The organism is Gemmatimonas groenlandica, assembly GCF_013004105.1.
Classification (GTDB): Bacteria; Gemmatimonadota; Gemmatimonadetes; order Gemmatimonadales; family Gemmatimonadaceae; genus Gemmatimonas; species Gemmatimonas groenlandica.
In genome coordinates this window covers 2572493-2585291 of sequence record NZ_CP053085.1, presented here as the reverse complement: position 1 = coordinate 2585291, position 12799 = coordinate 2572493, and the positions used below count along the sequence as shown (strand labels likewise).

Here is a 12799-nt window from a genome sequence, read left to right as displayed (position 1 = left end):
CTCGATCCGGCCGCCGCAAGCAACTCGGCCTTTATATCGCAAGTCATTGATGTGAAATAACTTGCGAGGGAGGCGAACTCAGCGCTGCAGCATCCAGCGTAGGCGCGTAACCGGCGGACGCGACGTGTCCCGGTTCAGCGAGCGCAGCAGGTCGGGCTCGAGAAATGTGAGCTCCTGCATCCACGCGTGGGTCTTCACCATCACCACCAAGGTGCCATCCTGCTGCAGCAGCAACGGCTCCGTCACCGTCGCGATCTGCACGCCCACCAGCGACGGCCACTCCGGTATCACCGCCGCCTGGGCCACGCGATCGGTGAGCCCCGCGTGCTGTAACACCGACGCGAGTACATCGCTGAGTTTGGCGGGCGCGCGCTTTTTGGGATCGGAACTCATGAAGGACTCGCCAGCGGCTGCAGCAAGCCGTCACACATTGAGCGCTGCTCGAGGCGCGTGAACGCCGCCGGAATGTCGTCCACGCGCGGCACCGCCAACAATACCTGCGAGGCGCCCGAATCTTCGAGCAACGCCAACACGCGGCCCGCCCGTCCGAGGTCAAGCTCGGCGAAGGGATCATCCAGCAGCAACAGGGGCGGATAACCAACGGCATCGCGCAGCGTGGCCAGCTCAAGCAGTCGAAGCGCGATCGCCGCGCTACGCTGTTGTCCAGCCGATCCGAACGTGCGCAGATCACGACCGCCCAACAGCAACTGAAGATCGTCGCGATGCGGTCCAACCAACGTGACGCCACGACGCAGCTCCTGCGTGCGCTGCTGCGCATAGGCCCGACGATACGCGTCGGCCTGCGCGTCTGCGCTCGTGAGCTGCTCGTCCGACGTCTCACCGCCGGTGGCCGCGTACTTCATGACCACCGCTTGTCGCTCGCCGATGGCGGCCGAGAGCTGCGTGAACCGCTCGGTGTGGTCGCGCACGAACGCATGCCGCGTGGCCGCCACGAAGCCGCCGTGTTCGGCCATCGCCGGCTCCCACACGCTTACCCGCGCTTCGTGCTCGGCGCTACGCGCCCCGTCGCGCTGCGCCGTACGAAGCGCCGCGTTGCGACGCAGCAGCGCGCCGCGATACAACTGCAGCGCCTGAAGATACGCCCGCGATGACAGCGCGAGCATGACGTCGAGATAGTGACGACGCTCACTGGGGCCACCGGCCACCAGCGCCACATCGGCCGGCGAGAATTCTACCGACGGCACCGCGCCGAGCGCGCTGGTGAGACGCGGCTGCTCCACGCCGTCGAGCGTCGCCCGTTTGCGTCGCGTGTTGCGTTCGAAGCCGACGGTCACGGTGTTGAACGCCGATGGGTGCGTCAGCTCGGCGCGCACGTGAAACGCTGGTGCACCAAAGCGCACGACGTCAGCGTCTCGCGCGCCGCGAAACGATCGCAGCAACGCGAGATACGCGACGGCTTCAAGCAGGTTCGTTTTGCCGTGACCGTTCTCGCCAATGATCACGAGCCCGGTCGAGGGGACCTCGAGGTCGAGCTGCGTGAAATTGCGGTAGTCCTTGGCGACCAGGCGGGCGAGCACGTCGTCGGTGCGATCAGCGCCCGGTGAAGTGGGGAGGGCGCTTCTCGAGGAACGCGCGCATCCCTTCCTTCATGTCGGCCGTGCTGGAGAGCAAGCCGAAGAAGTCGGACTCGATCGTGCACCCCTCTTCAAGCGGGACATCCTGTCCGCGGTTCACCGCCTCGATGCAGCCGGCGATCGCGAGCGGCGCGTTGGCCAGCATGCTCGTGAGTACGGCGCGCACGGTGGTGATCAGCTCGTCGGGCGTCGTGACCTGATCCACCAGGCCAAGTCGATGCGCTTCGGCCGCGTCGATCATGTCGCCCGTAAGCAGCAGGCGCAGCGCGGCGCCACGTCCGATCAAGCGGGGCAGGCGTTGCGTGCCACCGTACCCCGGCACGATGCCGAGCTTGGCTTCGGGCTGGCCGAGCTTCGCCTTCTCGCTCGCGATGCGCATGTGACAGGCCATCGCCAGCTCACAGCCGCCGCCGAGGGCGAATCCATTGATGGCCGCGATGGTGGGCTTGGGGCTCGTCTCGAAGCGCCGGAAGATCACCTGACCAGCCCGGGCTCGGCGCTGCGCCTCCAGCGGCGACTGGCTTTCGAGCTCCGAGATATCCGCGCCCGCCACGAACGCACGGCCCGCTCCCGTGAGCAGCACCGCGCCCACGTCGTCGCGCGCGTTGGCTTCATCGATGGCCACCCCGAGCTCGGCGATGGTGGCATCGTTGAGCGCGTTCAGCTTGTCCGGACGGTTGACCGTGATCGTGGCGATGCGGTCGGAGACGTCGAAGCTCAGGAACTGATAGGACATGGCGGACGGGTGCAAAGCGGGGTGAAAAGTGCGGAGCGTGAAATCTACACGGGACGCTGGCATCGACGCTCCGGCCTGCTACGTTTGGCCCGTGCTTCCCCTCCTCGCCGTCGGATGGTCGCCCGACCATCGCGCGCTCCGCATTCTTGATCAACGTCACCTCCCCGGCGCCGAGGTGATGCGGGACCTCGTCACGCTCGATGAGGTGATCGACGCCATTCGCACCCTGGCCGTTCGCGGCGCGCCGGCCATCGGCGTCGCGGCCGCCATCGGGCTGGCGGTGGCGCTCCATCACGAAAGTGAGGGGCACGGCGATCGCGCGCGGGCGGAGTTGGCGAACTACGCCGAGCGGCTCATCGCGGCACGCCCCACGGCGGTGAATCTGTCGTGGGCCGTGAATCGCCTGCTCGTGGTGGCGGCGGGCGTGGACGATGGCGCGTTGCTTGCCGCGCTGCGGGCCGACGCGGAGGCGATCCGCACCGAGGATGTGGCCATGTGCGAGGCCATCGGCCAGTTCGGTCTCGAGCTCATTCCCGACGGTGCGCGGGTGCTCACCCACTGCAATGCGGGTTCGCTGGCCACGGCCGGCATCGGCACCGCGCTCGCTCCCGTGCATCTCGCTCACGGGCAAGGCCGTCGGGTGCACGTGTACGCCGACGAAACGCGCCCCCTGCGTCAGGGGGCCCGACTTACGGCGTGGGAACTGCAGCGCGCCGGCATTCCCGTCACCGTGCTGCCCGATGGCGCGGCGGCGTCACTGCTGCGTAGTGGGGCGGTGGATCTCGTTATCGTGGGCGCCGACCGGATTACGGCCAACGGCGATGTCGCCAACAAGGTGGGCACCTACGGCGTGGCGCTCGCCGCCCGCGAACACGGCATTCCCTTCTATGTGGCGGCGCCGTGGAGTACGATCGATGCGGCCACGCCCACCGGCGCCGACATCGAGATCGAGCATCGCCACGCCGACGAACTCGGCGACCTTCCGCTGGGTGCTCGGGTATGGAACCCGGCATTCGACGTGACGCCGCGCGAACTCATCAGCGGTTACCTCACCGATCGCGGCTTCGTGAAGCCGCCCTTTTCCGGAGCCACCGGCGTATGAGCTGCCTATGACGTGCGTACTAGCCATCGACCAGGGCACGACGGGCACGACCTGCCTCGTGATAGGTCAGAACGGACGGATCCTCGGACGCGCGTATCGCGAGATTACGCAGTACTACCCTCAGCCGGGGTGGGTGGAACACGACGCCCACGAAATTCTCGATCGCACCGTAGCTGCCGCTCGTGAAGCGATCGCCGACGCCGGCGTGGACCCGATCGTCATCGGGATCACCAATCAGCGCGAAACGATTGTGGTGTGGGAGCGCGCCACAGGACGGGCGGTGCATCACGCCATCGTGTGGCAGGACCGCCGCACCGCCGATCGCTGTCTCGAGCTGGCGCCGCAGGCGGCGATGATCGCGGAGAAGACGGGACTGGTGACGGACCCGTACTTCAGCGCGACGAAGCTCGAGTGGCTGCTGCAGCAGCCGGGCATGCGCGAGCGGGCGAAACGCGGTGAGTTGGCGGCCGGCACGATCGACAGTTGGCTGGTATGGCATCTCACCGGCGGCGAGTCGCATGTGACTGACCATACGAATGCGTCGAGAACGATGCTGTACGATCTCGGTACACATGCGTGGTCGCCCGAGCTGTGCGCCCTGTTCGGTGTACCGGCCGACCTGCTGCCGCGCATCGTGCCCTCGAGCGGTTTGATCGGCACGGCCGTGGCCTCCGTGCTCGGCCACGAGATCCCGATCATGGGTATCGCCGGCGACCAGCAGGCGGCGCTCTTCGGGCAGGGCGGTTGGCACACCGGGAGCGGCAAGAACACCTATGGTACTGGGGCGTTCCTGCTGCTCAACACGGGCACCGTGCGTCCACAGAGTGCGACGGGTTTGCTGACCACGATTGCTTGTGATGAGCGCGGGAACCCGGTGTATGCGCTCGAGGCGTCGATCTTCATCGCCGGCGCCGCGGTCCAGTGGCTGCGTGACGGCTTGGGCATAATCGCCGACAGTAGCGAGACGGAAGGGCTGGCGCGTTCGCTCGATAGCAACGACGGCGTGTATTTCGTGCCGGCTCTGGTCGGCTTGGGCGCGCCCGACTGGGAGCCGAACGCCCGCGGCACGATCGTCGGCCTTACCCGCGGGTCCACGCGCGCGCATTTCGCTCGCGCGGCGCTCGAGGCCATGGCCTACGCGACCAACGATGTCTTGGGGGACATGCGTACACAGGGTGGGGTCCCGTTCGACCGGTTGCGCGTTGACGGCGGCGCCACCGCCAACGACTGGCTCATGCAGTTCCAGGCCGACGTGCTTGGGGTGCCGGTCGAGCGTCCCGACATCGTGGAGACCACGGCGATGGGCGCGGCCGGTTTGGCTGGTTTGGCCGTGGGGCTCTGGGCCAACGGGGATGAGTTTCTGGCCGGGCGTCATTTCACACGGTTCATCCCTACCGGCGACGCGACAGCGACGGCGGGATATGCCGGCTGGAGACGGGCGGTCCGTGGTGCCCTGAGTTGGGCCCGTGACACCGATCGGGCACTCTGAGCTTCTCGAGATCGTTTGCGCCGTAGCTGCCGCACGACCGTCCCGCAGCTATCTTCTACGAACACCATCCGGACGACGAGGACGGGTCCCGTGAAAGCTCGAAACAAATTTCTGTTCGGCGGCGTGCTGGTGCTGGGCACCGCCGGCTATCTGATGGCCAGCTCGATCGACGAGACGGCTACCTATTATCTCACGCCGGGCGAGCTCGCGAGCAAAGTCTCCGAGAACCCGCGCTTCGTGAATACGGGTGTGAAGGTCGGCGCCCGTGTCGTCAGCGGCACGATCGTGCGTGACCCGTCGGGACGTTCGCTCACGTTCAAGATGACCGACGGCACCAAAGTGTACGACGTGCAATACCGCGGCATCGCGCCGGATACGTTCACCGATGGTGTGGACGTCGTGGTCGAGGGCCGACTCGATGCCAACGGCACCTTCCAGGCTACTACGCTGCTGGCCAAGTGTGCGTCGCGCTACGAGAACGCTCCCGAGAAGTACAAGGACACGCCCGGCTACAAGCAGGGCACGTCGGCAACCCCCCGCGCGTAGCTGTCGCGCGCCTGCGCGTAAGCGCGAGGCCCCATGATTCTCGTTGGTGAATTGTCGCTCTGGGTCGCCCTGTTGATGGCGGCCTGGACGACTACCGTGTCGTTCTCCGGGGGCCTGCAGGGGCGCCCTGACCTTGTGAAGAGCGGTGAGCGGGCGCTGTACGCAACGTTCGGGTTCACGTTGCTCGCGTCCATCGGGTTGTGGACCGCCCTCTTCATGCACGACTTCTCGATCAAGTTCGTGGCCTCGTACACGAGCTCGAACCTGCCGAAGATCTATACGTTCACGGCCTTCTGGGCCGGGCAGTCCGGGTCGATGCTGTTCTGGGCGTTGATTCTGACCACGTATTCGGCGATCGCGGTCTTTTCGAATCGCAAGACGAATCGCGCCATGATGCCGTATGTCACCGGGACCTTGGGCATCATCTGCCTGTTCTTCCTGATGACGATGTGCTTCGGCGCCAATCCGTACGAGCGCCTCGATTGGATTCCGCCCGAAGGTCGCGGCATGAATCCGCAGCTGCAGAATCCGGGCATGGCGATCCATCCGCCGATGCTCTATCTAGGGCTTGTCGGCACGGCGATTCCGTTCGCCTTCGCGATCGGCGCACTGGTCACCCGAAAACTCGACACGCAGTGGCTTGGTGCCGTTCGCCGTTGGGCGTTGCTGTCGTGGTTCTTCCTGACCATCGGCATCGTGCTTGGTATGTGGTGGGCGTACGTAGAACTCGGCTGGGCCGGCTACTGGGCTTGGGATGCCGTCGAGAATTCGTCGTTCCTGCCCTGGCTCACGATCACGGCGTTCCTGCACAGCATCATGATCCAGGAAAAGCGCGGCATGCTGCGCAAGTGGAACGTGACACTGGTGGCGATGTCGTTCCTGCTCACGATCCTCGGCACGTTCATCACGCGTAGCGGCATCATCGAGAGCGTCCATGCCTTCGCGCAGTCGCCCGTGGGTGACTGGTTCCTCGGCTTCCTCATCGTCGCCGCGATCAGCACCGCGTATCTCGTGTCCACGCGCCTGAACGATCTGCAGGCGAACGCCGAACTCGAAAGCATGGTGAGCCGCGAGGCGGCGTTCTTGTACAACAACCTCGTGCTGGTCGGTATCTGCTTCGCCACGCTGTGGGGGGTGCTCTTCCCGATTCTCAGCGAGTGGGTGAAGGGCGACAAGATCACGGTGGGTCCGCCGTTCTTTAATGCGGTCAATGGCCCGCTCGGTCTGCTGCTGCTCGCGCTCACCGGCATCGGCCCGCTGATCGCGTGGCGTCGCGCATCCATTTCGAATCTCAAGCGGCAGTTCACTTGGCCGGTCATCTCCGGCGTGGTCACCTTCGCGGTGCTGTTCGCGATGGGCATGCGCCAGATGTATGCGCTGGTGTCGTACCTGCTGGCCGGTTTCGTCTTCGGCACGATCATTCAGGAGTTCGTCAAGGGCATCGGCGCGCGTCGCCGGATGTACGGCGAGGGCTTGTTCGGCGCCTCCATGCGCCTGATCGGCCGCAACCGTCGTCGCTACGGCGGCTATATCGTGCACTTCGGCGTGGTCATTCTCTTCTGCGCCTTCGCCGGTCTGATGTTCAAGAAGGACCTCACGGCCACGCTCAAGGCTGGCGAGTCGGTGAAGGCGAAGGATTCGTACGGCAGCGAGTGGGTGTTCACGAGTCAGGGCATCTCGTCGTTCGAGCAGCTCAACCGTCGGGTCGTGGCCGCGTCGTTCAGTGTCACGCGCGACGGCAAGAGCATGGGGATCCTCTCGAGCGAGAAGCGTCAGCACGTGAACGCCGCGGGCGAGCCCACGTTCGAGCCGTCCACCGAAGTCGGCATTCTCGAGTCGCCGAAGCAAGATGTGTATCTCGTGTTCACCGGAGCGGTCGACCGGGAAACGGCGGCGATTCACATCAACTTCAACCCGCTGGTGTGGTGGGTGTGGTTCGGCGGCATCATCATGGCGTTCGGTGGATTGATCGTGATGTGGCCGCAAGCAGTCCGAGCGGAGCGTGAAGGTGGCTACGTGGCGGAACTGCCGTCGGAGTCGACCATGACGTTGGTCGGGGCGGGCGCGTGAGCACGGTACGCGAATCGTCGGGCGGCTCACGCCGGGAGTTTCTCTCTCGCGCGGGATCGGTTGCCGTGATCGCCGTCGGGTCGCTGGTACTGGCGCGTACGGGGTGGGCGCAGGACGCCGCCACGCCGCAGGCCGCGACCGCGCCCGGCGGCGAAGAGATGACCTCCGATTCGTACAAGCCGGTGGTGCGACCGGCCAAGTCGAACGCCGTGAAGCAGATGGACGAGAAGCAACTCGAAGCGTTCGAGCGTAACCTCGCCTGTCCGTGTCCGTGCACGCTCGACATCTACACGTGCCGCACGACCGATTTCAATTGTGGCATCTCCCCAGCGGTGCACGGCGATATTCAGCGGCTGGTGGAAGGCGGCTACAACGCCGACGAAATCATGGCCGCGATGACGCAGACGTACGGGGACTTCATCCTCATGCAGCCGCGGAAGCAGGGGTTCAACTTGCTGGCCTGGTTTGCGCCGTTTGCCGCGATCGCGCTCGGTGCCGTTGCGATCGGCGCGCTGCTGCGCGGCTGGCGTCGGAATGCCGACGTGGCGGCGGCCAAGCGTGCCTCGGCGCCGGTGGAGATCGACACGTCGATCGATGCGACGCCCGATGAATTGGCGCGCCTCCAGGCGGCCTTGCGGGAGGAGCGCTGATGTCGCTGGTCGCGATGCCGGAAGGCTCCGTTCCGCTGGTCCTGGGGACGGTGCTGGCTCTTGGCGCCCTCACGCTGGTCCTCTCGCCGCTGTTGAGCGGTGAGGCCGAAGTGCGGGCGGACGACGACAAGAAAGCGGCGACGGAAGCGGCGCGCGTGAAGGCTGCGCGGGCCAAGCGCTCGGGCCGAGCAGAAGAGCAGCTGGACGGTGCCGTGGCCGCGCTTCGCGAAATCGAGTTTGATCGCGAGACCGGTAAGCTATCGGACAGCGACTACGCCGAGCTCAAGACGCGGTACACGCGCGAAGCGCTGGCGGAGTTACGTGCGGCCGACGTGCGGGATGCGGCGGCGGCTCCGGTCGCCGTGGCCATCGTGGCTTTGAGCCCTGCCGACGCCGCCGACCCCGTGGAAGCGGCGATCCGTCGGGCGCGCGAGAATCAGCGCTCCTGCGGCGTGTGCGGCCCGCGGCCGGAGCCCGACGCGACGTTCTGCTCGAGCTGTGGACGTTACCTGCCGGGCGCCTGCGCGAAGTGCGGCACAAGCGTGGATTTGGTCGGGTCCCGCTTCTGCAGCGGCTGCGGCGATCAGCTCGCGGCGGCCTGAATCGCGGCGGGCGTCACCGCGCGTTCCCGGAGCGGAATAGAGCGTCACGGATATCTCGCATGGGGCATATTTCATGCGTTTCGTCCCGCTCGTAAGCTCTTGTGTAGTAGTCGTTTGACGGTCTCAGCGGCGTGACGGGTAACATCACCGTCACGCCGCTTTTCTATTCCTTACAATGGATTTGTTGCGTCGCTACCATATGGCTCTACCTCTACACTCGCACTTCTGCACCGGTACCCATGAGATCTCGCCCATCCCGCGCCGCGCTGTTCGCGCTGGCCCTCGTTGCCTCGGCGTGTTCGAGCGCTGACGTCGTCACGCCTGACGCGGCGACACCGTCGGCGCCGCGCTTCTCGGTGACGTCCACGCGACCGTCGGTCGTGATCAGCCAGATCTATGGTGGCGGCGGCAATGGCGGCTCGGTCTACAAAAACGATTTTATCGAGCTGCACAACACCGGCTCGTCGTCGGTGAGCGTGGCGGGATGGAGTGTGCAGTACGCGTCGTCGGCCAATGCCGTGTCGTCGACCACGCCGTTGTCCGGCACGATCCCGGCAGGCGGCTACTATCTCGTGCAGGAAGCGGCGGGGACGGGGGGAACGACGAATCTTCCCACTCCAGATGCTGCGGGCACGATCACCATGAGCGGCACGAGCGGGAAGATTGTGCTGGTGTCAACACTGGCTGCGCAGACCGGCACATGCCCCGATGGCCCTGACGTCGTAGATCGCGTCGGCTACGGCCCAACAAGCTGCCCTGCCAGCGACAACACCGCGACGCTTTCCAACAGCACCGCGGCCCTCCGCGCCACCAACGGCTGCGCATGGACGCGTAACAACGCCGTCGACTTCACCACGGGTGCCGCCGCGCCGCGCAACAGCGCGACGACGCCGGTGCTCTGTGCATCCGGCCCCGTCGTCGGTCCGATCACAACGATCGTAGTCACGCCGGCCACCGCGTCGACGCCGATCGGTGGCACCCGCACCTTCACGGCCGTGGCGACCGATGCGAATGGCCTTACCGTGTCCAACCCGACGATCACGTGGAGCTCGAGCGCCCCGCTCGTCGCCAGCATCAGCACGACCGGCGTGGCTACGGCGCTCGATATCGGCACCACGACGATCACCGCCACGGCGGCCAACGGCGTAGCCAGTACGGCCACGATGACCGTGACCGAAGCGGCGTCGTTGCCCGCCGTGCGCATCAGTGAAGTCCACTACGACAACGCCAATACTGACGTCGGCGAAGCGATCGAAATCGAAGCGCCGGCTGGAACCAACCTCAGCGGATGGCAGCTGCTGCTGTACAACGGCAACGGTGGCACGGTGTACAACACCCGCGTGTTGAGCGGTATCGTGGCGTCCACCTGCAGCGGCCGCGGCGTGTTGTACTTCGAGTATCCGACCGACGGCATTCAGAACGGTTCGCCCGATGGCATCGCCCTCGTGAATGCGCAGGGCACCGTGGTTGAATTCCTGTCGTACGAAGGCGCCTTCACTGCGACCGACGGACCGGCGGCCGGTATCCCGTCTATCGACATCATTGCGAAGGAAGATCCGGCGCCGGGCGTAGGCAACTCGCTGCAGCGCTCACTCGCCAACACGTGGAGCGCCGGCCTGGAGAACTTCGGCGGCTGTAACGGGCGTACGCCCGGCGTGCTGCGAACGGCGTTCAGCTTCTCCGGTCGTGTACCGGCGGACCCCGCGCTTCCGGTCGGCTTCCAGGATCAGATTTTCGCCAATGCGTCGCGCCTGGGCGTGGCCGTTCCGGGCACGATTCTCTGGAACAGCGATACGCCAGCTATCGCCAGCATTGATGCGAACGGCGTCATCACCGGCCTCGCGGTCGGCACTGCGGTGCTCCGCGCCACGACGGCCGACGGCCTCTCGAGCGCGACGTACTCGTTGCCCATCGACGTCGCGACCGCCGGCAACACCGCCGCCTACGGCAACAACACGGAGTTCGGCACGCCGTTCGACGGCACGCCCGCTGATGACTTCATCATCGAGCGCCCGCAGTTCACCGTGTCGTACAGCAAGACGCGCAACACACCGAACTGGGTCGCGTACAATCTCGAGGCGACGCACATCGGTTCCTTCGATCGCTGCGATTGCTTCACCTACGATCCGGCGCTGCCGGCCGACTATCCGCGCTACACCACGGCCGACTACACCGGCGCTGGCGCCATCGCCGGCTATGGCATCGATCGCGGCCACCTGGCGCGCTCGTTCGACCGTACCACGGGCTCGCTCGACAACGCACGCACGTTCTACTTCAGCAACATCGTGCCGCAGGCCGCCGACAATAATCAGGGTCCGTGGGCAGCGCTGGAGAACGATCTCGGCGCACGCGCCCAGAGCAGCAACAAGGAAGTGTTCATCGTGGCCGGCGTGGCCGGCAACAAGGGTACGGTCAAGAACGAAGGCAAGATCGTGATCCCCGAGTATGTGTGGAAGGTCGCCGTGATCCTGCCGCGCAATCAGGGACTCGCCAATGTCACGTCGCTCGATGCGGCCGAGATCGTGGCCGTCGTGATGCCGAACGTGGCCGGTATCCGTAACGTCCCGTGGGCGACGTACAAGACCACGGTCGATTCCGTCGAGGCGCTGAGTGGCTACGATCTGCTCAGCCTCCTGCGCAACGACCTCGAGATCGCACTCGAGAGCAACACCAAGCCGCCGGTCGCGGTGGTGAACGGTCCGTTCAACTCCATCGAAGACGAATCCGTAGCCATGTCGGCGTCGGCGTCCACCGATCCCGACGGGGACGCGCTCACCTACGCCTGGAGCTTCGGTGACGGCACCACGGCCTCCGGCGTGAACACCTCGCACGTGTACACCACGTCGGGCGTGTTCACGGTGCGTCTGATCGCCACCGACATTCGCGGGCTCGCCGACACGGTAACGACCACGGCCACGGTGCTCTCGCCGGCGCAGGCGCTCGACAACACAGCCATCATGATCGACGCGCTTGCCGGCACCGGCCGCGTGAATAAAGGCGTGTTGAACTCGCTCAATGCCAAGCTCGGTGCAGCGGCCAACTCGATCCGTCGCGGCAACGAAACCGCGGCGATGAATCAGCTTGAAGCGCTGATCAATGAGCTCGATGCGCTGGTGCGCAGCCGCGGACTCACGGAACTGCAGGCTGCACCGATCCGCACCATGCTCAACCGCGTGATCCGCTCGCTGTCGATTTCGTAGTCGATTTCGTCATCGGCTTCTTCGCCCGCACACTGCGCCGCTTGCCCTTCGGGGTGAGCGGCGCAGATGCGTTGAGCGCCTCGGGTTCGGCCGCGTCGCGTTCGGCCGCTTCCAACAACGGAAACGTGGCGCAGCCGGCTTTCACTGGGCAGATCCCGCACCGAGGCACCCGCGCCGTGCACACCAGCGCGCCCAGCTCCATCAGCGCCTGATTGTGCGTCCACGTGGTCTTGCCCGTACGGGGTAGCAGCTGCTCGGCGATGAGCCACAACTGCTTCAGGCCGGGCCCCGATTTTGGATGCAGGTGCGGCGCGAAAACGCGTTGCAGCACACGGGCCACGTTGGTGTCCACCAAGGCGGCACGCTTCTCATACGCGAACGAGGCCACCGCACCGGCGGTGTAGGCACCGACACCGGGCAGTTCGCGCAGCGCGATCGGTTCGCTCGGGATCACACCATCCTGCTCGGTGGTCACATGCTTCGCGAGCGCGTGCAGATTGCGCGCGCGGGCGTAGTAGCCCAGCCCCTCCCACGCCTCCATGACCTTCTTCGGCCGTGCGTCGGCAAGCGAATAGAGATCGGGAAAACGATCGAGAAAGCGGCGATAGAAATCGAGGACGCGCGAGACCTGGGTCTGCTGGAGCATCAGCTCCGACACCAGGATCCGGTACGGGTCGCGCGTCTGCCGCCAGGGCAAGTCACGCGAATGCTTCTTGAACCAGGCGTGCAGCCGACGGCGAAACGCCGTCGCGGCAGCAGGTACGACCGTCAGGTCGATCGGGGCAGGGCGTCGTGTGGCCATCGCGCAA

At 65.8% G+C, this 12799-nt stretch carries 11 protein-coding genes; 7 read left to right on the top strand and 4 right to left on the bottom strand.

The genetic code is table 11. The annotated features are described in order from the left end of the window. Positions 1–78 precede the first annotated feature (78 nt). Genes HKW67_RS10955 through HKW67_RS10945 form a run of 3 tightly spaced genes read right to left on the bottom strand, consistent with a single transcriptional unit; the run spans position 79 to position 2331 of the window. The gene (locus HKW67_RS10955) at positions 79–393 is read right to left on the bottom strand and encodes a DciA family protein (protein ID WP_171225417.1); all 315 of its coding nucleotides are present in this window, start codon (positions 391–393) and stop codon (positions 79–81) included. Next, a complete protein-coding gene (recF, locus tag HKW67_RS10950; RefSeq protein ID WP_171225416.1) occupies positions 390–1538 on the bottom strand; it encodes a DNA replication/repair protein RecF in 1149 nt (382 codons plus the stop codon). The genes HKW67_RS10955 and recF overlap by 4 nt, the downstream gene beginning before the upstream one ends. A gap of 13 nt (positions 1539–1551) precedes the next feature. Then, complete coding sequence (locus tag HKW67_RS10945) at positions 1552–2331, bottom strand: enoyl-CoA hydratase/isomerase family protein (protein ID WP_171225415.1); 780 nt, start codon at positions 2329–2331, stop codon at positions 1552–1554. Between the two features lie 91 nt (positions 2332–2422). Between HKW67_RS10945 and mtnA the strand changes: the two genes are divergently transcribed. The 7 genes from mtnA to HKW67_RS10910 all read left to right on the top strand — a co-directional run bounded on the left by mtnA (position 2423) and on the right by HKW67_RS10910 (position 11990). Continuing rightward, positions 2423–3433 (top strand): S-methyl-5-thioribose-1-phosphate isomerase, encoded by a 1011-nt coding sequence (mtnA, locus tag HKW67_RS10940; RefSeq protein WP_171225414.1) that lies wholly within the window; start codon positions 2423–2425, stop codon positions 3431–3433. A gap of 7 nt (positions 3434–3440) precedes the next feature. Continuing rightward, positions 3441–4922 (top strand): glycerol kinase GlpK, encoded by a 1482-nt coding sequence (glpK, locus tag HKW67_RS10935; RefSeq protein ID WP_171225413.1) that lies wholly within the window; start codon positions 3441–3443, stop codon positions 4920–4922. Between the two features lie 90 nt (positions 4923–5012). Next, positions 5013–5468 (top strand): cytochrome c maturation protein CcmE, encoded by a 456-nt coding sequence (locus HKW67_RS10930; RefSeq protein WP_171225412.1) that lies wholly within the window; start codon positions 5013–5015, stop codon positions 5466–5468. A 33-nt stretch (positions 5469–5501) separates the two neighbouring features. Then, a complete protein-coding gene (locus HKW67_RS10925; protein ID WP_171225411.1) occupies positions 5502–7538 on the top strand; it encodes a heme lyase CcmF/NrfE family subunit in 2037 nt (678 codons plus the stop codon). Next, positions 7535–8188, top strand: coding sequence for a cytochrome c-type biogenesis protein (locus HKW67_RS10920; protein WP_171225410.1), 654 nt, complete (start codon positions 7535–7537; stop codon positions 8186–8188). Before HKW67_RS10925 ends, HKW67_RS10920 begins: the two co-directional genes overlap by 4 nt. Continuing rightward, positions 8188–8790, top strand: a complete 603-nt coding sequence (locus tag HKW67_RS10915) for a zinc ribbon domain-containing protein (RefSeq protein WP_171225409.1) — start codon at positions 8188–8190, stop codon at positions 8788–8790. Before HKW67_RS10920 ends, HKW67_RS10915 begins: the two co-directional genes overlap by 1 nt. A gap of 239 nt (positions 8791–9029) precedes the next feature. After that, positions 9030–11990 (top strand): DNA/RNA non-specific endonuclease, encoded by a 2961-nt coding sequence (locus HKW67_RS10910; RefSeq protein WP_171225408.1) that lies wholly within the window; start codon positions 9030–9032, stop codon positions 11988–11990. On the opposite strand, the gene HKW67_RS10905 is transcribed toward HKW67_RS10910, so the two are convergent. Continuing rightward, entirely contained in the window at positions 11956–12792 is an 837-nt protein-coding gene (locus HKW67_RS10905; RefSeq protein WP_171225407.1) for an A/G-specific adenine glycosylase, read from the bottom strand. The two genes, HKW67_RS10910 and HKW67_RS10905, sit on opposite strands and share 35 nt — an antisense overlap. Between the last annotated feature and the right edge of the window lie 7 nt (positions 12793–12799).